This is a genomic window from Tumebacillus permanentifrigoris (assembly GCF_003148565.1).
Classification (GTDB): domain Bacteria; phylum Bacillota; class Bacilli; order Tumebacillales; family Tumebacillaceae; genus Tumebacillus; species Tumebacillus permanentifrigoris.
This window is the reverse complement of the sequence record NZ_QGGL01000002.1, coordinates 111,515-134,584: the sequence shown is the minus strand read 5'-3', so window position 1 is coordinate 134,584 and position 23,070 is coordinate 111,515. Positions and strand designations below refer to the sequence as shown.

The 23,070-nt window shown below is 57.0% G+C and carries 21 protein-coding genes and 4 tRNA genes; all 25 read left to right on the top strand.

Annotated elements, in window-relative coordinates; genetic code table 11:
- Positions 1-25 precede the first annotated feature (25 nt).
- The 25 genes from C7459_RS02810 (at position 26) to yihA (ending at position 23,049) form a co-directional block, all read left to right on the top strand.
- Positions 26-1,204: a sensor histidine kinase gene (locus C7459_RS02810; protein WP_170119224.1), complete on the top strand. Its 1,179-nt coding sequence runs from the start codon at positions 26-28 to the stop codon at positions 1,202-1,204.
- Entirely contained in the window at positions 1,201-1,896 is a 696-nt protein-coding gene (locus C7459_RS02805) for a response regulator (RefSeq protein ID WP_109686108.1), read from the top strand. Before C7459_RS02810 ends, C7459_RS02805 begins: the two co-directional genes overlap by 4 nt.
- Before the next feature lie 116 nt (positions 1,897-2,012).
- Positions 2,013-2,372 carry a carboxymuconolactone decarboxylase family protein gene (locus C7459_RS02800; protein ID WP_109686106.1) on the top strand — a complete coding sequence of 120 codons (360 nt, stop codon included), beginning with the start codon at positions 2,013-2,015 and terminating at the stop codon, positions 2,370-2,372.
- 154 nt (positions 2,373-2,526) lie between these two features.
- Positions 2,527-2,970, top strand: coding sequence for a YdbC family protein (locus C7459_RS02795; RefSeq protein WP_109686104.1), 444 nt, complete (start codon positions 2,527-2,529; stop codon positions 2,968-2,970).
- Positions 2,967-3,653: a response regulator transcription factor gene (locus C7459_RS02790; protein WP_109686102.1), complete on the top strand. Its 687-nt coding sequence runs from the start codon at positions 2,967-2,969 to the stop codon at positions 3,651-3,653. The genes C7459_RS02795 and C7459_RS02790 overlap by 4 nt, the downstream gene beginning before the upstream one ends.
- Positions 3,650-5,029 carry a sensor histidine kinase gene (locus C7459_RS02785; RefSeq protein WP_109686099.1) on the top strand — a complete coding sequence of 460 codons (1,380 nt, stop codon included), beginning with the start codon at positions 3,650-3,652 and terminating at the stop codon, positions 5,027-5,029. The genes C7459_RS02790 and C7459_RS02785 overlap by 4 nt, the downstream gene beginning before the upstream one ends.
- A 112-nt stretch (positions 5,030-5,141) precedes the next feature.
- Complete coding sequence (locus C7459_RS02780; protein ID WP_109686097.1) at positions 5,142-7,343, top strand: beta-barrel domain-containing protein; 2,202 nt, start codon at positions 5,142-5,144, stop codon at positions 7,341-7,343.
- Position 7,344: 1 nt separating this feature from the next.
- Positions 7,345-8,085, top strand: coding sequence for an ABC transporter ATP-binding protein (locus C7459_RS02775; RefSeq protein ID WP_109686096.1), 741 nt, complete (start codon positions 7,345-7,347; stop codon positions 8,083-8,085).
- Complete coding sequence (locus C7459_RS02770) at positions 8,082-9,296, top strand: ABC transporter permease (protein WP_109686094.1); 1,215 nt, start codon at positions 8,082-8,084, stop codon at positions 9,294-9,296. Before C7459_RS02775 ends, C7459_RS02770 begins: the two co-directional genes overlap by 4 nt.
- A gap of 112 nt (positions 9,297-9,408) precedes the next feature.
- Positions 9,409-9,852 (top strand): MarR family winged helix-turn-helix transcriptional regulator, encoded by a 444-nt coding sequence (locus tag C7459_RS02765; protein ID WP_109686092.1) that lies wholly within the window; start codon positions 9,409-9,411, stop codon positions 9,850-9,852.
- 101 nt (positions 9,853-9,953) lie between these two features.
- The gene (gene racE / locus C7459_RS02760) at positions 9,954-10,757 is read left to right on the top strand and encodes a glutamate racemase (protein ID WP_109686090.1); all 804 of its coding nucleotides are present in this window, start codon (positions 9,954-9,956) and stop codon (positions 10,755-10,757) included.
- Between the two features lie 127 nt (positions 10,758-10,884).
- Positions 10,885-11,937 (top strand): GerMN domain-containing protein, encoded by a 1,053-nt coding sequence (locus C7459_RS02755; RefSeq protein ID WP_109686088.1) that lies wholly within the window; start codon positions 10,885-10,887, stop codon positions 11,935-11,937.
- A gap of 143 nt (positions 11,938-12,080) precedes the next feature.
- Entirely contained in the window at positions 12,081-12,845 is a 765-nt protein-coding gene (gene rph, locus C7459_RS02750) for a ribonuclease PH (RefSeq protein ID WP_109686086.1), read from the top strand.
- 19 nt (positions 12,846-12,864) lie between these two features.
- Positions 12,865-13,479: an XTP/dITP diphosphatase gene (locus tag C7459_RS02745; protein WP_109686520.1), complete on the top strand. Its 615-nt coding sequence runs from the start codon at positions 12,865-12,867 to the stop codon at positions 13,477-13,479.
- Complete coding sequence (locus tag C7459_RS02740) at positions 13,476-14,081, top strand: metallophosphoesterase family protein (RefSeq protein ID WP_109686084.1); 606 nt, start codon at positions 13,476-13,478, stop codon at positions 14,079-14,081. Before C7459_RS02745 ends, C7459_RS02740 begins: the two co-directional genes overlap by 4 nt.
- 62 nt (positions 14,082-14,143) lie before the next feature.
- Positions 14,144-14,217 (top strand) — tRNA-Gly (locus C7459_RS02735).
- 8 nt (positions 14,218-14,225) lie between these two features.
- Positions 14,226-14,302 (top strand) — tRNA-Arg (locus C7459_RS02730).
- A gap of 27 nt (positions 14,303-14,329) precedes the next feature.
- A tRNA-His gene (locus C7459_RS02725) sits at positions 14,330-14,405 on the top strand.
- 3 nt (positions 14,406-14,408) lie between these two features.
- Positions 14,409-14,483, top strand: a tRNA-Gln gene (locus C7459_RS02720).
- A gap of 171 nt (positions 14,484-14,654) precedes the next feature.
- Positions 14,655-15,953, top strand: a complete 1,299-nt coding sequence (gene tig / locus C7459_RS02715; RefSeq protein WP_109686082.1) for a trigger factor — start codon at positions 14,655-14,657, stop codon at positions 15,951-15,953.
- Positions 15,954-16,075: 122 nt separating this feature from the next.
- Entirely contained in the window at positions 16,076-16,666 is a 591-nt protein-coding gene (clpP, locus tag C7459_RS02710; RefSeq protein ID WP_109686080.1) for an ATP-dependent Clp endopeptidase proteolytic subunit ClpP, read from the top strand.
- 17 nt (positions 16,667-16,683) lie between these two features.
- Positions 16,684-17,937 carry an ATP-dependent protease ATP-binding subunit ClpX gene (gene clpX / locus C7459_RS02705; RefSeq protein WP_109686077.1) on the top strand — a complete coding sequence of 418 codons (1,254 nt, stop codon included), beginning with the start codon at positions 16,684-16,686 and terminating at the stop codon, positions 17,935-17,937.
- A gap of 132 nt (positions 17,938-18,069) precedes the next feature.
- A complete protein-coding gene (gene lonB, locus C7459_RS02700) occupies positions 18,070-19,767 on the top strand; it encodes an ATP-dependent protease LonB (protein ID WP_109686075.1) in 1,698 nt (565 codons plus the stop codon).
- 194 nt (positions 19,768-19,961) lie between these two features.
- A complete protein-coding gene (lon, locus tag C7459_RS02695) occupies positions 19,962-22,331 on the top strand; it encodes an endopeptidase La (protein ID WP_109686072.1) in 2,370 nt (789 codons plus the stop codon).
- A gap of 76 nt (positions 22,332-22,407) precedes the next feature.
- Entirely contained in the window at positions 22,408-23,049 is a 642-nt protein-coding gene (yihA, locus tag C7459_RS02690) for a ribosome biogenesis GTP-binding protein YihA/YsxC (protein WP_109686070.1), read from the top strand.
- The last annotated feature ends 21 nt before the right edge of the window (positions 23,050-23,070 follow it).

Here is a 23,070-nt window from a genome sequence, read left to right as displayed (position 1 = left end):
TTTTCTAGAGGAGGAGAGGTCCGTTTTGACCCGCAATCTGTTGTCGATGTCGCTGTTGTGGTGGACGCGCATCGCCATGCTCATCGGCATCGCCGCCAGCTATCTATTCATGAGTGAGGACCTCACGCTCGACCAACGCAGATTTGTTGAGCTCGGCATGATGCTGTTCGCCGCCAACCATGCGTTGTATATGCTGTTTCCCAAGCGGTTTATCTGGATATTTACAGCTGACCTGTTGCTCGCCTTAGGATTTGGAGTGGCGATCGATCCGAAGGATCATACCTACCTGCTGTTTTACGGCATTGAGAGCATGACGTTGATGCTGATGACCAACCGCCGCCAAGTCGTGGTCTGGTGGTGTGGATCGGTGACGTTGATCTGGGCGGTGCTGGTCGGTGTGGAATATGTGCAGACGCAAGAGATTACGCTGTTCAGCAATTTGTTCAATTACGGATTTTTCGTATTCGCTACGGTGGTCGGCTGGTTGATTCGCTATTACCAGCAATCGCGACAGGAGTTTGCCAAATTGTACGAGGAACTCCGCGCCTATGCTCGTCAGGTCGAGGAGATGACCGCCGTGCGCGAACGCAATCACATTGCTCGTGAAATACACGACACCGTCGGGCACAAGATGACGGCGTTGCTCGTCCAATTGCAAGCAGGGCGCAAACTGCTCGAACACGACCGCGAACGCAGTCATGAGACGCTGTTGCACTGTGAGGAGTTGGCGCGGGCCGCGTTGCAGGAAGTGCGGCTCTCCGTGCGCACGTTGCGGGACGAAGAGACGGCAGCGCCGACCGTGACGGAAGCGTTGCGCCGCTTGTTAGCAGAATTTGCGAAAATGACCGGTTTAGAAGCGAAATTGATCGTACAGGGCGATCTCACGCTGATCTCGGCCTCGTGGCACCCGGCGATCTACCGCATCGTGCAGGAGGCATTGACCAACGCCAAGCGACATGGTGAAGCGCGGTCTGCAACGGTGTTGCTGGCCGGGGTCCCCGATTCGATCGTGCTGGAGATCTCCGACGACGGAGCGGGAGTCGCCCAGATCCAACCTGGTTTTGGACTGCTGAACATGCGGGACCGGGTGACGGAGTTGGGCGGTACGGTGCAGTTTACCAGTGTGCAGGGAGAAGGATTTCGGATCGAGGTCCGGATTCCGTTACAACAACAAGTGTGGAGATTTGGGGGAACGACCGCATGATTCGTGTGATGGTAGTGGATGATCAGCGCTTGATGCGCGATGGATTGAAGACGATCTTGAGCTTGGAGGATCAACTGGAAGTCGTAGGCACCGCCAGTGACGGCAGACAGGCGTTCGAATTGGCGAAGCAACTGCGCCCGGACGTCGTGCTGATGGACATCCGCATGCCGTGCGTTGACGGTGTGACGGGCACGCGTTTGATCCGCGAGCAATTGCCGGAGACCAAAGTGTTGATCCTGACCACGTTCAGTGACAGCGAGTTAATTTTTGAAGCGCTTGACGAAGGGGCGAGCGGCTATCTGCTCAAGGAGATGCCGACCGAGGAAATCGTCGAGGCGATCCATACCGTGTACCAAGGCGGGATGATGTTGCCGCCAGACATTACGGCCCAAGTGGTCTCTGAGTTGAAGCGCGTCCGTGAACAACAGGCGGCCTTTGCGTTGATTCCCGACCCTGCCAAGCAAGTCGTGGCGCAACCGGCGTGGATCGAGGAGCTGACAGATCGGGAGCGCGAAGTCCTGCGTCTGCTCGGCTTTGGTCTGAACAACCGCGAGATCGCCGACCGCCTCGCGATCACCGAAGGAACGACCAAAAACCATGTCTCCAGCATCATCTCGAAACTGCACCTGCGCGATCGTACACAGGCGGCGATCTATGCGATCCGTCACGGGATCACGCCCTTGGATTGTTAAAAAAAGACCGGAGAGCCCTGCGCTCCCGGTCTTTTTTTCCGACCCGGTTGGAGCATCGCCCGTTTCTGCTCGGGACACACTAGGGGCACAAACCCCGTGTGAAAGGTGGAACCCGGATGGAAACGCAAACCAACGTAGAGCACGCGATCCGCGATTTCAAGCAAGGTCTCGGTCGCTTCACGGAAAAGCTGCCCGATGTCGGCAACAAGTACATGGAATTCACGGCCGCCTGCTTCCGCGAAGGGGCGGTGTCAAGCAAAAACAAACACCTCACCGCATTGGGTATCGCGATCACAACTCAGGATGAATACTGCATCCTGTACCATGCCAAGGGTGCGCTGGACAACGGTGCGAGCGAGGCGGAAATCCTGGAAACCGTAGGTGTCTGCGCAGCTTTTGGCGGCGGTGCAGCACTGGCGCAAGGTGTGACTTTGGTGCAACAGGCGATTGAGCAGTTGAGCCCGCACTCACACTAGGCTATTTGGAGCGGTCCCAAAATCCCCGGCACGTGCGCGTGAACGGGGATTTTTTTAGTTGGCATGGGTGTCACGCTGTATAGGGTGGCGTCGCATCTTGGGAGCAGGAGTTTCGTCTTTCACTGCGAAGTAGACCGTGGGAGCGTGATTCTCGATGTTGTGTAAATGGATTCTCTGCCGCGTGCCCACTGAGGGGCGCGCGGCTTTTTCAAAAGCGCAGGAAAATTGGCAAGCGCTGCAGGGCGTCGACGGATTCGGCGGCCAGTGGGGCGGGTGGAATGCGGACGATGTGCAGGAGGCGTGCATCCTCGGCCTCTGGCGGGATCTGGCGGCTTACCAGCAGTTTATGGCGAATGTACACGATACGATTTTTGAAAAAAGCGACCAAGGCCGCACGTATGATACGATCTCCGTCACTCTGTATGAACAAGTGGAAGTGGTTGACCTGCCCGCAGGTTCTGTGTTGCGCGTGGAGTTGACGCCGGGGATTTCCTGCGCGCGATTGGCGGCCGACACGCTGCAACTGCCCGCTGATCTCGCGGGGGCGAAGCGCATCGGCCTGCTGGATACTTGGTCTGTGGAGGGAGGCTCCCGATGAGGCAGAACCCGATCATCCTCGTGGTGGAGGACGACGAATCGATCGCCCTGTTGATGCGGCTGTATCTGGAGAAGGAAGGGTTTGAGTTCGTCCATGCGGTCGACGGGGAGCAGGCGTTGCACTTGTACCGCCGCCTGCGCCCGAGCCTCGTCGTGCTCGACCTGATGATTCCGAAAATCGACGGACACGCCGTCTGCAAGCAGATTCGTCGCGAAGGCACCACGCCGATCATCATGGTCACCGCCAAGACGCAGAGTCAGGACAAGCTGCTCGGCTTCGACCTCGGGGCGGATGACTATCTCGGCAAACCGTTCGATCCGCCGGAGCTGGTGGCGCGGGTGAAAGCGGTGTTGCGCCGCAGCCAACCGAAAGTCGCCAAGCAACTGCGCTATGAGGGGCTGTTGATCGACCTTGACGACTATGTGGTGGAGGTGGACTGCGAACGGATCGTCCTGCCGCCCAAGGAGATGGACCTGTTGCATTTCATCGCTTCACACCCCAATCAAGTGTTCGATCGCGAGCACATCTTGGGCAAAGTGTGGGGGGCGGAATACGAGGGGGACAACCGCACGGTCGACGTGCATGTCAAACGCTTGCGTGAAAAAATCGAGCGTCCCGATCTGCCGTGGAGCATTCGCACGGTCTGGGGGGTCGGTTATAAATTCGAGGTGCAAAAGCCATGAAGCGCCTGCGAATTTTTCACAAACTGATACTCGTCATCCTCGGCATCATGCTGGTCACCGTGTTGGTGCTGAACGTGGCAGGGACGTATTTGTACCGAGGGTACTTTTTGCAGGAACGTCAAGCGTCGATGCTCGACCAAGCGCGCGCGATCTCGATCGTCGTCGGCAAGCGGATGGAGCGAGTCGAGCGCGACGACCCGTTTTCCAGCGGGCAGGATGCGACGTTTAACGCCGTCTACATCTATAACGCGGACGGCACGTTGCGCGTCGAGCCACCGGAGGAAAAGCGGCGCACGGCCCCGCCGAACGCTGCGTTTGTCGAGGCGACGCTGACCGGCGTGGAGCAGGTGCCAGAAGCGAAAACCACCCAACCGGAGTCGATGCAGGTGGGCGTCCCGATCCGGCGCGGCCCCAAAGTGATCGGAGCGGTGGTCGTGCAGGGAGCCGGGCTGGACCGGCACTTTGGCGGGGTGGACCGCGTGTTGGTGATCTCAGGCGTGATCGCCTTGCTCTGCACATCCTTGCTGGCCTTTCTGTTCTCGCGTTCGATCGCTCGCCCGCTGCAGGAGATGAGCGACGCGGTGCGACGGATGGCGAAGGGCGACTTTTCGCGCAAAGTCAAAGTCCGTTCACAGGACGAGGTCGGGGAACTCGCGGGGGCTTTCAACCACATGGCGGAGGAATTAGCGGCGTTGGAGGCGATGCGCAGTGAATTTGTCGCGCACGCATCGCACGAATTGCGCTCACCGTTGACCTCGATCCGCGGTTTTGTGGGTGCGATCCTCGACGGCACGATTCCGGTTGAGGAGGCACGACCTTTTTTAGAGCGGATTCACAAGGAGTCGGAGCGACTGGGGAAGTTGGTCGATGAACTGCTCGACCTCGCACGGCTGGAGAACCCGGAGCAGGAACCTCTGCTTGTGGAGGGCGAAACCTCGCTTGGCTTCGTCGTGCGCGAGGCGTTGGCGATGCTGGCGCCGCAGATTGAAACCAAAGGCTTGGTGTTGCACACCGAGTACGCAGATGTCACGGTGCAAGCCCCGGCGGAACGCGTGATCCAAGTGGTGATCAACCTGCTCTCCAACGCGATTCGCTTTTCGCACAAGGGCGGCACGATCACGATCCGCGTGTTGGACACGGGAACGGAAGGGCGTGTGGAGATCCTCGACCGAGGGATCGGAATCCCAGAGGAGGAGATCGAGCGCGTCTGGGAGCGCTTTTACAAAGTCGACAAAGCCCGCACGACCGATCAAGGCGGCACTGGACTCGGGTTGTCGATCGCCAAGCGAATCGTCGAATTGCTCGGCGGTCAAATCGGCCTCGACAGCGTCTGGGAGGAAGGCACGCGGGCTTGGATGTCATTGCCGAAACTGTGACAAAGTTTTGAAAAAAGCCCTTGCCGTCTCGGCAGGGGCTTTTGCATTCATATCTTGTTCATATCTTCTTGCTAGACTTACCCCTGTCATCATCATTAAGGGGGATTGCATTATGTCTGAACTCTCGCTGAACAAGAACCAGCAGGAAGTGATCCTGCCGAAGCGACGGAACACGAAACGAATCATCGCCATTGCCATCGTCGGGCTGTTGCTCGTCGGCGGCGGGGCGTATGCATATGAAAAAGTGGTAACGCCCAAGGCCACGACCGCCTCGTTCCGCACCTACACTGTACAACGCGGGGACGTGACGGAGACGATCTCCGCGTCGGGCACCGTGCAAGCGCCGCAGTCGATCAAGCTGAACGTCAGCGGCAACTCCAGCAAATTGACCGCGCTGGGGGTCAAAGTTGGCGACAAAGTGACGGCGGGACAAGTGCTCGCCCAGTTCGATGACGCCAACGCCAAAGCATCGGTGGCGCAGGCGCAGGCGAACCTCGAAGCTGCGAAAGCCAAGCTCACATCGGCTGGGAAAGGCTCGACTGCCGAGCAGATTGCCGCTTCGCAAGCCAGCCTCAGCGCGTCACAAGCGAAACTGACGCAGACGGAAAAAGGCCCGACCGCAGAAGCGATCGCGATCCAGCAAGCGACGCTTGAGAAGGCGAGACTCTCGCTGGAAGCGGCCAAGATCTCTTACGACAACCAAGTCAACCAATTCAACAACCGCACAGCCGCGTACCAAGCGGTGATCACGGCACAGAATAGCGTCAAGCAAGCGGAGATCTCCCTGCGTTCGGCACAGGCGGGCTACACGTCTGCACAAGCGAAGTTGACCACCGCACAAGCAGGTCCCTCGTCGGCGGCGCTCGCGGCTGCCCAAGCCGCCGTGCAGACGGCGACCGATCAGTTGGCAAGCGCAGTGTTCAATCGTGACAATGCAGCGACCGACGCGGCGAAAGTGGCGGCGGAGCAGGCCGTTTCGCAAGCGATGCAACAGATCGCCAATGCCAACAAGACGCTGACCGATCTGCGCTCCTTGCCAGACCCGACCCAAGTCGCGCAGGCGCAGGCATCGGTCGACCAAGCGCAGGCGCAAGTCGATCAGGCGACGCTGAATTTGAATAATGCCAAGCAGAGCCAGGACATCGCCCAACGCAGCTATGACGACCGCTCGGCGGCACAGTCGCAGCTCGACACAGCGAAAAACCAACTCGACCAAGCGCAGGTGTCTTACAACCTCGCACAGGCGAACTTCAAGCAATCGACGGCAACGCCCGATGAAGCCACCTTGCAATCCGCGAAGGCGGCAGTCGACCAAGCGAAGGCACAGTTGGGTCAGACTACGGCAGGTCCAGATCAAGCGACGATCCTGTCAGCGCAAGCGTCGGTGGCGCAGGCGCAAGCAACGCTTGATCAGCAAAAAATCGCGCTCGACGCGCTGACGATCAAAGCGCCGATCGACGGCATGGTCACGCAAGTCAACGGGGCGGTCGGTGAACTCTCTGCGGCGAGTACCCCGGTCGTCGTGATGAGCGACACGTCGGGCAATATGCAGATCACCGCGCAAGTCAACCAGACGGACATCGGCAAGGTCAAAGCGGGCGAGGATGCGGTGATCACGACCACGGCCTTCGCAGACAAGACGTTCAAAGGCAAAGTCTTGACCGTCTCGCCGGAAGCGACGACCGCCAACGGGGTCACCACCTATGCAGTTGTGTTGTCAGTCGATGCACAAGACTCACTGAAATCAGGCATGACCACCAGCGTGACGATCACCGTCGGTTCGCACACCAATGTGCTCTATGTCCCGACCACCGCGCTCAAGGAAGTTGGCGGGCGTGACGGTGTCTATGTGGAAACATCCACTGCGGGCGGGACGGCGGAGCAAGGAACTTCCACAGGTGGCAATAAGGGCAACGGAGCGAACGCTGGCAACGCCGCAGGTTCTGGCACCAACGGCACCAACGGAGCTGCGCGCAACAACCAAGGCGGCACCCGCACGGGAACTGGCAACTTTGGTGGCACCACCGTGGCAGCGGGCGCGAACGGCCAACCGCAAAATGCAGCGTTTAAAACGGTCACGATCGGTCTGCTGAGCGCCGACCGCGTTGAAATCACCGAAGGTCTCAAAGAAGGCGACAAAGTCATGATCCAACTCGATCTGCCGGCGACCACTGCCACAGGCAGCCGAAGCGGTGTCGGTGGACTTGGCGGCTTCGGTGGAGGCGGCAACTTCGGCGGGGGTGGCAACAACCGCAACAGCACCGGCGGGAACAGCGGCGGTACGAGCGGTGGCGGTGCACAAGGAGGTAAATAACATGCAACCTCTCATCCGCATCGAAGACTTGCGCAAGATCTATCACGTCGGTGATCAAGAAATTCACGCACTGAGCGGTGTCTCCCTGACGATCAACCCGGGCGAGTTCGTCGCGATCATGGGACCCTCCGGCTCCGGGAAATCGACGATGATGAACGTGCTCGGCTGCCTCGACAAACCGACGATCGGCGAATATGTGCTGGACGGTCATGCGATCTCCCAATTGCACGACGATGACCTCGCCATCATCCGCAACCGCAAGATCGGATTTGTTTTCCAGAGTTTCAATCTGCTCTCCCGCACCTCGGCAGTCGAAAACGTCGAACTGCCGATGCTCTACTCGGGCGTCTCCTCCAAGGAACGCCGCCAACGCGCCATCGAAGCACTGCAATCGGTTGGCCTCGGCACACGCTTGTACAACAAGCCCAACGAACTGTCGGGCGGGCAGCAACAGCGGGTCTCGATCGCCCGAGCGCTGGTCAACAACCCGGTCATCATCATGGCGGACGAACCGACCGGGGCGCTGGACACGCGAACCAGCGTTGAGATCATGAGTATTTTCCAACGCCTGAACGACATGGGCAAGACGATCATCCTCGTCACGCACGAGCCGGACATCGCAGACTATGCCAAGCGGATCGTGCGCTTCCGTGATGGGCGGATCGTCGAGGATGTAGACGTTCAGAACCGCCGAATCGTCGCAGAGATTGCGGTCGCGGCAGAAGAGGAGGCGATCTCATGAATTTCATGGAATCGATCCGCGTCTCGATCCGCAGCGTGCTGGCGAACAAGATGCGCTCCTTCCTGACCATGCTCGGGATCATCATCGGCGTATCCGCCGTCATCGCGATGGTCTCGATCGGTCAAGGCGCCTCCTCCAGCGTCACCTCGCAGATTCAAGGACTCGGCTCCAACCTGCTGATTGTCAGCCCTGGGCAAGCGTCGCAGGGTGGGATCAGACTGGGTGCCGGCTCCGCGAACACGCTGACGTTGAAGGATGCAGAGGCGATCGCCAAGCAAGAGTCTGTGGCGGGCGTGGCACCAGATGTCACCAAGCAGGCGCAAGTCGTCTACCGCAACCAGAATGCCTCGACCACGATTGAAGGGACTTCGCAGAACTACCCGGATGTGCGCAGTGCGAAGATCCAGTCTGGGCGTTTCTTCAATAAGTATGAAGTGCAAGGCCAAGCCAATGTCGCGGTGATCGGCTCTGAAGTGGTGAAAAACCTATTTGGCAGCGCCACCGCCAACCCGCTCGAACAAAAAATCGAGATCAACCAGATCTCCTTCACCGTCGTCGGGGTGCTGCAATCGCAAGGTTCGTCAGGCAACACCAACAACGATGACCGCGTGATCATCCCGGTCACCACAGCTGTCAACCGGCTGGGCTTAGGCAACATCCGCACGATGTTCGTCTCCGCCAAATCGGCAGACCTGATGGATCAGGCGACGATCGACGTCACCACCGCCCTGCGTGGTGCGCACCGCTTGTTGCCCAAAAATGATAATGACTTCCAGATCTCCTCGCAAGCGCAGATCCTCTCCACGGCGCAAGGCATCACGGGCATCATGACGACCTTGTTGGCGGGGATCGCCGGGATCTCGCTGCTCGTCGGCGGGATTGGGATCATGAACATCATGTTGGTCTCCGTCACCGAACGGACCCGCGAGATCGGGATTCGCAAGGCGATCGGTGCGACGCGTGGCGCGATCATGCGTCAGTTTTTGATCGAGTCGGTGATGCTCTCGCTGTTGGGAGGCATCATCGGCATCGGGCTTGGCATCGGCATCGCCAAGTTGGTTTCGCAGTTCTCCACGCTGACCACGACGATCTCGCTGTCGCCGATCCTGTACGCGTTTTTCTTCTCGATGATGGTGGGTGTGGTATTTGGCGTCTATCCAGCGCGCAAAGCGGCCCGCCTCAATCCGATCGATGCACTGCGTTACGAATAAAAAAAGTACCCGGTTCCCTGACCGGGTACTTTTTTTAATGTTATTCAAATTCAATTGACCTAGCATGAGTAGGATGATAGAATGAGGAAAGGTACACCACAGGAGGTTAATCATGACAGAGTCGTCGATTCATACTGGTCTTGTTGTCGAGATTGAAACTTTGCTTCGCCAAATTTCAAAGGAAGTCCGCCGCCGTGGCCGTGAGATCCTCAGTGAATTTTCGATCACGCCTCCGCAGTTCGATGCGCTGATCTATTTGAACGAATTCGGCGATTTGACGATTGGTGAGTTGAGTTCGAAGCTTTATCTCGCCTACAGCACCACGACCGATCTCGTGGATCGGATGGAGCGCAACGACCTCGTGGAGCGTGTGCGGGACAAAAACGACCGCCGCGTAGTACGCTTACATATGAAGGAACGCGGTCGGGACATGATCCAGCAAGTGCTCGTCGTCCGGCGCGAACATCTGGCCAAAGCTTTAGTCCACGTAGAATCCAAAGACCTAGCGCCGCTTGTCACCGCGCTATCGGAAATCTATAATCATATCAGCGACTGATTTTATGAGAGAGCGACTCCGCAGGGAGCGCTTTTTCTTTTTGACCATATACTTACTTAGAACAGATCAGTCAGACAGCATGAGAAGGGAAGATTGCACCTGTGTGTTCTACAAAACCGATCGGCATCCTCGACTCCGGATTTGGCGGTTTGACCGTCGTCGGTGAAGTGATCCGCCAACTCCCACAGGAGAATATCCTCTATGTCGGCGACAATGCACGTTGCCCGTATGGGAGCCGTCCGCCAGAGGAAGTGCGCAAGTTTTTGTTTGAGATCATCGATTTCCTCGTAGCCCAGGAAGTCAAGATGATCATCATCGCCTGCAACACCGCGACGGCTGCTGGATTGGAGGAAGCACGTCAGCGTTATTCCGTGCCGGTGATCGGCGTGATCGTGCCGGGCAGTCGAGCGGCGATCTCCGCGACCAAGAGCGGGCGGATCGGTGTGATCGGCACGGAGAACACGATCAATTCCGATGCCTACCGCCGCGAGTTGCACCGGATCAACCCGCGACTCACCGTCACCAACCGAGCGTGCAAACCATTTGTCAGGTTGGTGGAGGAGGACTTGACCGATACGGAGGAGGCGCGGCGCACGGTCACAGCGTATCTGCAACCGATCCAGACGGAGCGCATCGACACGTTGATCCTCGGCTGTACGCACTACCCGTTGCTCGCTCCGGTGATCGCAGAGGTGATGGGGGAGGGGGTAGCCCTGATCAATTCCGCCGAGGAGACGGCGCGCGAAGCGAGCACGGTCCTCTCGGTCAGTCAGCAGCTCCATGACCAGAATCCGCAGCCGCAGTACAAGTTTTACACGACTGGTGACACCGAGTATTTTCGCCAGATCGGGGGGCGCTGGCTACACCGGGACATCGAGGTCGCTTCGGTCGCGTTGGGCGGGTGAGGAAGCGTCGCGTTTTGCAAGTTTGCAAAAACTTGTCTCCTGTGGACAAATCACAAGCATATCTCGTCCATGATCTCGTATACATGTAACAAGAAACGAGATTCCAGTTTGGAGGAGGAAAAACGCGATGCGTAAAAAGTCCCACTATGCGCTGGTCGCGGTCCTCGCGATGTCAATTGTGGCGGCCACCGGTTGTTCGCTGACTCCGGAAAAAACGTCGACCCCGTCAGATTCATCGCAAGGCGCTACCAAAGGAGAACAAGCGACGAACGTCATGCCGACTACGGTTTATGTCAGCAACCAAAATGGGTTCGTCGTCCCGCTGAACATCAAGATGGAGAAAACCAACTCGATCGCCAAAGCTACGCTTGAGCACATGGTGCAAGGCAGTAGCGGTGACGCGGCGCTCTCCGGAACCGGCTTGCACAACGTCCTGCCCAAGGGCACGCAGATCAAGGGCGTGGCGATCAACAACCACGTGGCCCGCGTCGATTTCTCCAAGGATGTGCTGAACTACAAGTCGGCAGCGGAGGAGCAAGCGATCGTCGATTCGGTCGTCTGGACGCTGACCGGCATCGAGGGCATCTCCAAAGTTCAATTTGCTGTCGAAGGCCGCACCCAAGCGACGTTGAAAAACGGCACCCCGATCGCCGACGCGATCTCGCGTGAGAACGGCATCAACCTGCAGGTGTCCAAGGACGTCAGCAACCCGACCAACGCGACCAAGTTGACGCTGTATTTCACAGGCGCGAACCCACAAGGCGATTACGCCTATCTCGTTCCGGTCACCCGCATCGTCCCGAAAGCGGACGCGAGCAAGATGGTCGACCTGACGTTGGCTGAACTTGCCAAAGGCCCGAACGCCGCCGGTCTGGAAGCGGTCGTTCAACCGACGATGAAACTGCAAAAGTCGGAGCAAAAGGACAAAGTCGCGATGCTCGATTTTGGCGACGACTTCCAAGTCTCTAGCGGCACGACAGCGGAGAAGAACATGGTCAACTCGATCGTGCTCTCCGTCGCGGCGAACACCGGCGTGCAACAGGTTCAATTCACAGTCAACGGCAAAGCGCCGAAAGCGCAAGCAGCGGCAGCCAAACCGGATATCAATGTGGCCAAGCACGGGCTCGACCTGACCAAACCGGTCACGACACCGAAAGTGATCAACGAGCAAAAGCTCTAATCGATAGTGCAGATGTGAGAAAAAACAACGGAGTCGCGAGGCTTCGTTGGTTTTTTTCTGTCGAGGAAGTTTGGGGTAGTGGAAACCGCAAGAAAAGGTTATGCTACAAGAGTATTCCAAAGGGACGATGAGGAGGCAACGTAATGCGAGGAGATGGAAGAAAGCCTAACGAGACGCGCGTGATCACGATCGAGCGCGACTACATCAAGCATGCGGAAGGTTCCGTGCTGATCACGGTCGGCGATACCAAGGTGATCTGTACGGTGACGGTGGAGGACAAAGTACCGCCCTTCCTGCGCAACTCAGGGACCGGCTGGATCACAGCTGAGTACGGCATGTTGCCGCGTTCGACCGGTACCCGCAACCAGCGTGAATCGACCCGTGGCAAAGTGGGCGGGCGCACGATGGAAATTCAGCGCCTGATCGGGCGTGCGCTGCGAGCGGTCGTCGACCTGAAGGCGCTCGGCGAGAAAACCCTCTGGCTGGATTGCGATGTCATTCAAGCGGACGGCGGTACGCGCACCGCATCGATCACCGGCGCCTTTGTCGCGCTGGCGGACGCTCTGCATAAACATATGAAAAAAGGCTCGCTGAGCAGCCTGCCGATCACCGACTTCCTGGCGGCGACTTCCGTGGGGATCGTCAACGGGCAACCGGTGCTCGACTTGAACTACCCGGAAGATTCCGCGGCGGCGGTCGACATGAACATCGTGATGACCGGAGGCGGCAAGTTCGTCGAACTGCAAGGGACGGGCGAGGAATCGTCGTTCTCGATGGACGAATTGCAAGCGATGATCGGACTGGGTCAGCAGGGCGTGAACTCGTTGATCGAGAAGCAAAAAGCGGTGCTGGGCGAGGACATCGTCAACCTGATCGCAGCCAACGCCAAGACTGTGCAACATACATAAGGAAGGTAGTTGTTTGAACATGTCGGAACGGATCGTCACGAAGCTGTTATTGGCGACCCGCAACCAGGGCAAGGTGCGGGAGATCGCTTCTTTTTTTGCGGAGCTAGGTTGGCAGGTCGAACCGGTTCCTGCTGATGCGCCGGAAGTCGTTGAGGATGGTACGACATTTGCCGCCAACGCGATCAAAAAAGCCGAAGAGATGGCGGCGCTCTATCATTGCCCAACGCTTGCTGATGATTCCGGGCTGGAAGTGGATGCGTTGGACGGTCGACCGGGCGTGTACTCGGCGCGTTTTTCCGGTGAGGATGCCACCGATGCGAGCAACAACGCCAAACTGCTCGAGGAACTGAGCGGATTGGCTGAGCCGGAGCGCGGGGCGCGGTTTCTCTCCGCGATCGCGCTGGCGAGACCGGGTCAGGAGACGCTGGTATCGTTTGGCACTGTCGAAGGTCGAATCCTGACCGAACCGCGCGGTTCGGAAGGCTTTGGCTACGACCCGCTTTTCTACCTGCCAACGCACGGACAATCGATGGCGGAGATCTCCCTCGCGGAGAAAAACGCCATCTCACACCGCGCCAAAGCCCTGCGCACGATGGTCGACATGCTCAAGTCTGAGGTGGAAGCGCAAGCATGACCTCCGCGAATCTGTTTGCCAACGCAAGCTCAGCTCCTGGCGAATCCGAACAGGTCGCGCAAGGCGATCGCGCCTTGCGTGTGCTGGTGATCAGCGACACCCACGGCCGCACCGACCGCGTACAGCAGGTGGTGCGGCAGGTGGGAAGGTATGATGTGATGATGCATGCGGGGGATCATGCTGGGGATGTGTTGGACCACTACCCGCGCGCCGTGGCGGTGTGCGGAAATTGTGACGACCCTGCAAGTGCCGCGACAGAGCAAGAGCTCGACCTGCTGGGTCTAAAAGCTCTGCTCGTCCACGGTCACACCCTCAACGTCAAAACCACCGCACTCCCGCTCTACTACCGGGCGGCCGAACGCAACGCACAACTCGTTGTGTTCGGGCATACCCACACGCCGACGCTCTCCGTCGAGGACGATCGCGTGTTGCTCAATCCTGGCAGCCTGTCCTATCCGCGTGGATACACGGTCTGCACCTATTGTGTGCTCGACCTCACGCGCACCGCTGAAGGTCGGGTGGAAGCTGAGTTCGTCTATTACACGCTCGACGGCGACCGCATCCCTGCGTTCGATCTGAAAAAAACTTGGGATCTCAGTTGACATCGTCAAGCAGTTTGCTGTATACTAAGTTTCGTTGCCGCTCCATAGCGGCTTCTTCTCTTGCGGGTGTAGTTCAATGGTAGAACTCCAGCCTTCCAAGCTGGTCGCGTGGGTTCGATTCCCATCACCCGCTCCATTGCTTTTGACTCAGTAGCTCAGTTGGATAGAGCAACCGCCTTCTAAGCGGTCGGTCGGGGGTTCGAATCCCTCCTGGGTCGCCATCTTTACCCCTTTCAACTTTATACATGGCGGTCGTGGCGAAGTGGTGAACGCACCAGATTGTGGCTCTGGCATTCGGGGGTTCGATTCCCCTCGATCGCCCCATGTTGGGGAGTCGCCAAGCGGTAAGGCAACAGACTTTGACTCTGTCATGCGAAGGTTCGATCCCTTCCTCCCCAGCCATCTTCAAGTCCTCGCCCTCGTGGCGGGGATTTTCTCTATGTATTTGATTTGAAAGTTGATCAGGTTGTGTTATAATGTGATGGTCTATCCAATCAAAAATACAACTTCGTGGAGCCACGACCTACATACGGACGAGCTTTCGCACGGTATTTTTAAGGAGGAAAAAGTCAGATGGCAGTTGCAGTTAAGAAATGGGAAAAAACAGAAAAAAACGTCGGCGTTCTTGAGTTTGAAGTCGGTGCAGAGCAAGTAACCGAAGCGCTTGATCAAGCGTTCAAGAAAGTCGTGAAAACCGTTTCCATGCCGGGCTTCCGCAAAGGCAAAGTGCCGCGTGCGATCTTTGAAACCCGCTACGGCGTCGAGGTATTATATCAAGACGCGCTGGACATCCTGTTACCGATTGCCTATGGCCAAGCGGTACGTGAAGCGAACATCATCCCGGTAGATCGTCCGGAGATCGATGTTGTTCAATTCGGCAAAGGCGAAACGGCTGTCATCAAAGCAACCGTCACCGTCAAGCCGGAAGTCGTCCTCGGCGACTACAAAGGCCTTGAAGTCGAGAAAAAAGACTTCACCGTCTCGGCTGACCAAGTCAACGAAGATCTGGCGAACCTGCAAAAATCCCACGCAGAAATCGTGGTAGCAGGCGACGACGTGACCGTTGATAACGGCGACATCGTCTTCATGGACTTCAAAGGTTTCGTCAACGGCGAAGCGTTTGAAGGCGGCGAAGCGGAGAACTACCAACTCGAAATCGGTTCCGGCCTCTTCATCCCGGGCTTCGAGGAGCAACTCATCGGCGTCAAAAAAGGCGAAGAGAAGGAGATCACCGTCACCTTCCCGGAAGCTTACCATGTAAAAGCTCTGGCTGGCCAACCGGCTGTCTTCCAGATCACCCTGCATGAAATCAAGCGCAAGCAACTCCCGGCGCTCGACGATGAATTCGCGAAGGACATCTCGGAGTTCAACTCCCTCGATGAATTGAAAGCTGACATCGAGAATAAACTTCAAGAGAAATCCGAACAAGACGCGAAAAACTACGTCGAAGAAGCTGTGATCTCCAAGGCTGTTGAGAACGCTACCATCGAGATCCCGCAAGCGATGATCGAGAACGAAATCGAAGTGCTGATGAACGACTTCAAACAACGCCTGCAGATGCAAGGCATCCCGTTTGATGCATACGTTCAATTCACCGGTGCTTCCGTTGAATCCCTCCAAGAGGAATTCCGCGGCCAAGCTGAATCCCGCGTGCGCACGGGCCTCGTTCTGGAAGCGATCACCGCTGCAGAAGGAATTCAAGCATCCGATGACGAAGTTAATGCAGAACTGGCGAAAATCGCTGAATCTGCAAAAATGGACGTGGAGCGCGTGAAGTCGATCCTTGAATCTCGCGACCCGCAACTCTCCAACCTCAAGAACGACATCCAGACCCGCAAAACGGTCGAACTGCTCGTTTCTTCTGCGAAGTAAATTCATAGTAGTAATTCTATATCTGTTGGATAGAAACAAGGCACTTTTCCCAAAGTGCCTTGTTTTTCCAAACATACATAACCCGTACTTCCAAATCCGGAAAGTGAAGGAGGATCTGACACATGAACTTGGTACCGATGGTAGTGGAACAGACGAGCCGTGGGGAGCGTGCCTACGACATCTACTCCCGCCTGCTGAAGGATCGGATTATCTTCATCGGAACTCCGATCGACGACATGGTGGCGAACGTTGCGGTGGCACAGTTGCTGTTCCTCGCAGCCGAAGACCCGGACAAAGACATCCATTTGTACATCAACTCACCGGGCGGTTCTGTTACCGCTGGGATGGCGATCTACGACACGATGCAATACATCAAGCCGGATGTCTCCACGATCTGCCTCGGTCTCGCAGCGAGCATGGGTGCATTTCTCCTGAACGCCGGGGCCAAAGGCAAGCGCTATGCGCTGCCGAACGCAGAGATCATGATTCACCAGCCTCTTGGCGGTGCACGCGGGCAAGCGAGCGACATCAAGATCCACGCCGACTGGATCATCAAAACCCGCGAGAAGCTCAACCACATCATGGCGGAGCGCACTGGCCAACCGCTGGAACGCATTGAAAAAGACACCGACCGCGACAACTTCATGTCGGCCGCGGAATCCAAAGAATACGGTTTGATCGACTCCGTCATCACGCGAATCGATCAGATGTAATGTAAGGGGGGAATCCGATGTTCAAATTCAACGACGACAAGGGCCAACTGAAGTGCTCGTTCTGCGGCAAGACACAAGACCAGGTCCGCAAGTTGGTGGCCGGTCCGGGCGTCTACATTTGCGATGAGTGCATCGAACTCTGCAACGAGATTGTAGAGGAGGAGCTCGGGGAAGAGGAAGAGTTTGAAATGAAGGATGTCCCGAAACCGCGGGAGATCCGAGAAATCCTCGACCAATATGTCATCGGACAGGACGATGCGAAAAAAGCCCTGTCTGTTGCTGTTTACAATCATTACAAGCGCATCAACACCGGTGCTGGCAAAGCAGGCGAAGACGTGGAACTTTCCAAGTCGAACATCCTGCTGATCGGCCCGACCGGTTCCGGCAAAACCCTTTTGGCGCAAACGCTCGCTCGCATCCTGAATGTTCCGTTCGCCATCGCCGACGCGACCTCGTTGACCGAGGCTGGCTACGTCGGGGAAGACGTCGAGAACGTGCTGCTGCGCTTGATCCAAGCCGCAGACTACGATGTGGAAAAAGCGCAAAAGGGCATCATCTACATCGACGAAATCGACAAGATCGCCCGCAAGTCGGAAAATCCGTCGATCACGCGCGATGTCTCTGGCGAAGGCGTGCAACAAGCCTTGCTGAAAATCCTCGAAGGCACCACCGCGAGCGTTCCGCCGCAAGGCGGTCGCAAGCACCCGCATCAGGAATTCATCCAGATCGACACCAAGGACATCCTGTTCATCTGCGGCGGTGCGTTTGACGGTATGGAGCAGATCATCAAGCGTCGCATGGGGGACAAGGTCATCGGCTTTGGCAACACCGAGCAAAAGAAACAGGAAGACTTCGTGCTTTCTCGCCTGATGCCGGAAGACCTCCAGCGCTACGGCCTGATCCCGGAATTCGTCGGTCGTCTGCCGGTTCTCACCTCGTTGGAGCCGTTGGATACCGATGCGCTGATCCGGATCTTGACCGAGCCGAAAAACGCCATCGTCAAGCAGTACCAACGTCTGCTGAACATGGACAGCATCGAGCTCGAGTTCACCGATCCGTCGCTCAAGGCGATTGCCGAAGAAGCGATCAAGCGCAAAACCGGTGCTCGTGGCTTGCGTGCCATCATCGAGGCGACGATGCTCGACGTCATGTTCGATCTGCCGTCCCGCGATGAGATCACCAAGTGCGTAATCACCAAGGAAGCGGTTGAAGGCGACGAACGCCCGCAACTGTACACCGCAGAAGGTCAAATTCAAGGCGAAATTGCCTAATTGAAAAGAGAACCGATCCTCTCGCGAGGGTCGGTTCTTTTTTTCATCCAAAACCCCACGTTTTGCCCGCTCGAATCACGGACATACTAGTTCCATTGACTCCAGAACGTGAAACAAGAGGGGGGTATTGCAGTGTTTACCTTTACATCCATTCTCAGCCTCGTGCAAGTGTTTTTTGCCGTGGTGATCGGGTTGTACTTCTGGAACCAGCTCAAAGCCCAACAGGGCAACCGTTCGGCTATCGAGTCCGAATCGAAAAAGGAGCTGGAAAAGCTGCGCAAGATGCGCGCCGTGTCGCTGACCGAGCCGCTGGCGGAAAAGACCCGTCCGAGCCGGTTTGACGAAATCGTCGGTCAAACGGATGGGTTGCGGGCGCTTCGTGCTGCACTCTGCGGTCCGAATCCGCAACACGTGATCATCTACGGCCCGCCTGGGGTTGGCAAAACGGCGGCCGCACGCTTGGTGCTGATGGAAGCCAAGAAAAACGCCACCTCGCCATTTGGCCAAGATGCCAAATTCACGGAGCTCGATGCCACCACCGCCCGCTTTGACGAACGCGGCATCGCCGATCCGCTGATCGGCTCTGTGCATGACCCGATCTACCAAGGGGCCGGCGCGATGGGCATGGCGGGCATCCCGCAGCCGAAGCCTGGCGCTGTTACCAAAGCGCACGGTGGCGTGTTGTTCATCGACGAAATCGGTGAATTGCATCCGATCCAAATGAATAAGCTACTGAAAGTGCTGGAAGATCGCAAAGTTTTCCTCGAGAGCGCCTACTACTCTTCGGAGGACAATCAGATTCCGAGCCACATCCACGACATCTTCCAAAACGGTCTGCCTGCTGACTTTCGCTTGATCGGGGCGACCACGCGAACGGCGGATGAGATTCCGCCGGCGATCCGCTCGCGGTGTGTGGAGATCTTCTTCCGCTCCTTGAAACCGGAGGAGATCAAATCAATCGTTCGCACAGCTGTCAAAAAGATTCTGTTCGACATCGAAGACGGTGCGATCGAAACGATCGCGAAGTACGCGACCAACGGTCGGGAGGCGGTCAACGTCGTGCAGATTTCCGCAGGCGTCGCACTCGGTGAAGCACGCAAGAAAATCCACACCGCCGATGTCGAGTGGGTGATCAACTCCTCGCAGATCTCACCACGACCGGAGAAGCATGTTCCGGACATGCCGCAGGTCGGCTTCGTCAACGGCCTCGCCGTCTACGGCCCGAATCTGGGGATGTTGCTGGAGATCGAAGTCACAGCAGCCGAAGCGTGGGAGAAAGGCAAGGGCACGATCAACATCACCGGCGTGGTCGAGGAAGAACATACCAATGGTGGTGCGCGCAGCACCCGCCGCAAGTCGATGGCGAAAGGCTCCGTCGAGAATGTGATGACCGTTCTGCGCCGGATCATGGATGTCGACCCGAACGATTACAACCTGCACGTCAACTTCCCAGGCGGAATTCCGGTCGATGGACCATCAGCGGGTGTGACGATGGCGACCGCAATCTACTCCGCGATCAAGGGGATTCCGGTCGACAACTGCTTGGCGATGACCGGCGAAGTGTCGATCCGCGGCTTCGTCAAACCGATCGGTGGTGTCGTCGCCAAGATCGAAGCGGCGCAACAAGCGGGTGCCACGCGGGTGATCATCCCGAAGGACAACTGGCAAGACATGTTCAAGACGTTTGAGAACATCGAGATCATTCCCGTTGAGCGCATCGAGCAAGTGTTGGAACTGTCGCTGATGCCGCAGACGGAGGAAGAAATCTCGCGTGTGATCACGCCACTGCCGGGTCTGCTGACCAAAGGAACCCTGCCAGCCCAAGCGTAACAGCTGATGGAACTTGACAGGGAGCTATGCCCTCCCTGCCTTGGTTCTGCTTACTTGTTTTGGTTAATTTGCTAGTTAACTTTTGAGTTAGTCAGGATTAGACAAAGCGCAACTCGTAGGGTACAATGGAAAAACATACTGACCTAGACATCTGGGTATAGTATGTTTTGTTGAAGGTAGTGGAGGTGAACGTGATGGGAATCACTCGAACGAAACGCAAACTGCCTTTGCTGCCGCTGCGTGGTCTACTGATCTACCCGACGATGGTCATGCATCTGGACGTTGGTCGGGAGAAGTCGGTCAAAGCGCTGGAGAAGGCGATGGTTGGCGACAACCTGATTCTGCTCGTATCCCAAGTGGAAACGCACATTGATGACCCCGAGCCGGATGAGATCTTCGAACTGGGCACAGTTGCCCGCGTGAAGCAGATGTTGAAGCTCCCGAACGGGACGATGCGAGTGCTGATCGAGGGCATCCACCGCGCGAAGATCCTCGAATACCTCGACTCCGAAGAGTTTTACCTCGTGGAAGTTGAGGAACTGCCGGAGCAGGATGAACATGACCCGGAGGTCGACGCTCTCATGCGCGCGATCCTCCATCAGTTTGAGCAGTATATCAAGATCTCCAAGAAAATTACCCAGGAGACGTTGGCTGCCGTCACCGATATCGATGATCCGGGTCGACTCGCCGATGCGATCGCCTCGCACTTGACCTTGAAGATCAAGGACAAACAAGTGATCCTCGAAGCGGTTGACGTCAAGGAACGCCTGGAAAAGCTCTTGAAGATCCTCTCCGACGAGCGCGAAGTGATCGAGTTGGAACGCAAAATCAACCAGCGCGTTCGCAAGCAGATGGAGAAAACGCAGAAGGAATACTATCTGCGTGAACAATTGAAGGCGATTCAAAAGGAACTCGGTGACAAGGAAGGCCGCGCTGGCGAAGCGGACGAACTCCGTGAGCAGCTCGCTGCCAAGCAGTTGCCAGAAGAGGTCCACTCCAAAGTGGAGAAGGAAATTGATCGCCTGGAGAAGATGCCCTCCACTTCGGCGGAAGGCTCTGTCATTCGTACATACATCGACTGGGTACTCGCGCTCCCGTGGAGCGAGAATTCCGAGTCGGAAATCGACATCAAGCGCGCGGAGGAAGTCCTCGATGAGGAACATTACGGTCTGGATAAAGTCAAGGAGCGCATCCTTGAATACCTAGCTGTCCAAGCGCTGGTCAAAAAGCTCAAAGGCCCGATCCTCTGCCTCGCAGGTCCTCCCGGTGTCGGGAAAACCTCGCTCGCCCGCTCGATCGCCAAAGCGCTCGGTCGCAAGTTCGTCCGCGTGTCACTGGGCGGCGTGCGCGATGAAGCCGAGATTCGCGGTCACCGCCGTACCTATGTTGGCGCGATGCCAGGTCGGATCATCCAAGGCATGAAGTCGGCAGGCCAGAGCGATCCGCTGTTCCTGCTCGATGAGATTGACAAGATGACCTCCGACTTCCGTGGCGACCCGTCTTCGGCTTTGCTGGAAGTGCTCGATCCTGAGCAGAACGCGACGTTTAGTGACCATTACATCGAGATGCCTTACGATCTCTCGAATGTCATGTTCATCACGACGGCGAACGTCCTGCACAACATCCCGGGCCCGTTGATGGACCGGATGGAAGTGATCAACCTCTCTGGCTACACCGAAGTCGAGAAGCTTCATATCGCCAAAAACCACCTGCTCAACAAGCAGATCGAGAACCACGGTCTGCAACCGGAGCAAGTGGAGATCGACGATGAAACGCTGTACAAACTCATCCGTGGCTATACCCGCGAAGCAGGCGTGCGCAGTTTGGAGCGTCAACTCGCCGCTCTGTGCCGCAAGTCGGCCAAGCTGGTCGTCTCCGGTGAGGCGGAAAAAGTCGTCATCACCCCGGAAAAAGTCGAAGAGTTCCTCGGTGGCGAACGCTTCCGTTTTGGGATGGCGGAAAAGGAAAACCAAGTCGGTGTCGTCACCGGGTTGGCGTGGACATCGGTTGGCGGGGATACGCTGTCGATTGAAGCCTCGACCTATGCTGGCAAGGGCAAGCTCACCTTGACCGGGCAGCTCGGCGACGTGATGAAGGAGTCTGCACAAGCAGCGTTCTCCTACATCCGCAGCCGTGCAGACGAGTTGGGGATCGATCCAGACTTCCTCGATAAAAACGACATCCACCTGCACATCCCAGAAGGCGCGATCCCCAAAGACGGTCCGTCGGCGGGTATTTCGATGGCCACCGCGTTGGTGTCGGCGCTCACCGGCATCCCGGTGCGCAAGGAAGTCGCGATGACTGGCGAGATCACGTTGCGTGGTCACGTTCTGCCGATCGGCGGGCTCAAGGAGAAAAGTATGTCGGCGCATCGCGCTGGGATCACCACCATCCTGCTCCCGTTCGACAACAAAAAGGACATCGAGGACATCCCGGAATCGGTGCGTGCGGAATTGACCCTTCATCCGGTCGAGCACATGGACCAAGTCTTGGAATATGCGCTGACTTCCAAACCGAAACCCAACCCCAAACCAGCAATCGCTACCGTCCAGACGGAAGCCTAAACAGAACTGGAAACCAGCCGGCGGTGTACGAACCCGTGCTGGTTTTCAGCATTCCACAAAGAATTGGTGTGACACCATGATTATTCGTGATGTAGAGTTTGTCATCAGTGCCGTCAAGCCTGATCAATACCCGATTACAACGATGCCGGAGATCGCGATGGCTGGCCGTTCCAATGTCGGGAAGTCCTCACTGATCAACAAGATGCTCAACCGCCGCGGCGTCGCACGCGTGTCCGCAACGCCGGGCAAGACGCAGCAGTTGAACTACTTTCTGATCAACAATGAATTCCATCTCGTCGACTTGCCGGGATACGGGTTCGCCAAAGTCCCGATCGACGTGAAGCGTCAATGGGGCAAAATGGTCGAGACCTACCTCGGCCGCCGCGATAACTTGCGCCTCGTGTTGCAATTGGTCGACATCCGCCATGCGCCGTCCAAGGAAGATGTGGAGATGTACCAGTACCTTGCGCATTACGGTCGCCCGCACGGCATCGTCGTGACCAAAGCGGACAAGATCTCGCGCGGTCAGTACCAGAAGCACATCAAAGTGATCAAGGAAACGCTGAAAGTGCTTCCGAACACCCCGATCATCTTGACCTCCTCAGAAACTGCACTGGGTCGAGATGAGCTCTGGAATCTGATCGAGCAGCACTTGATCCCGCTTCCAGAACCGGAAATCGATGACGAAGATTTTGAACGAGAATTCCCCTCTGAGTGAGGGGAATTTTTTTTCCTTAAA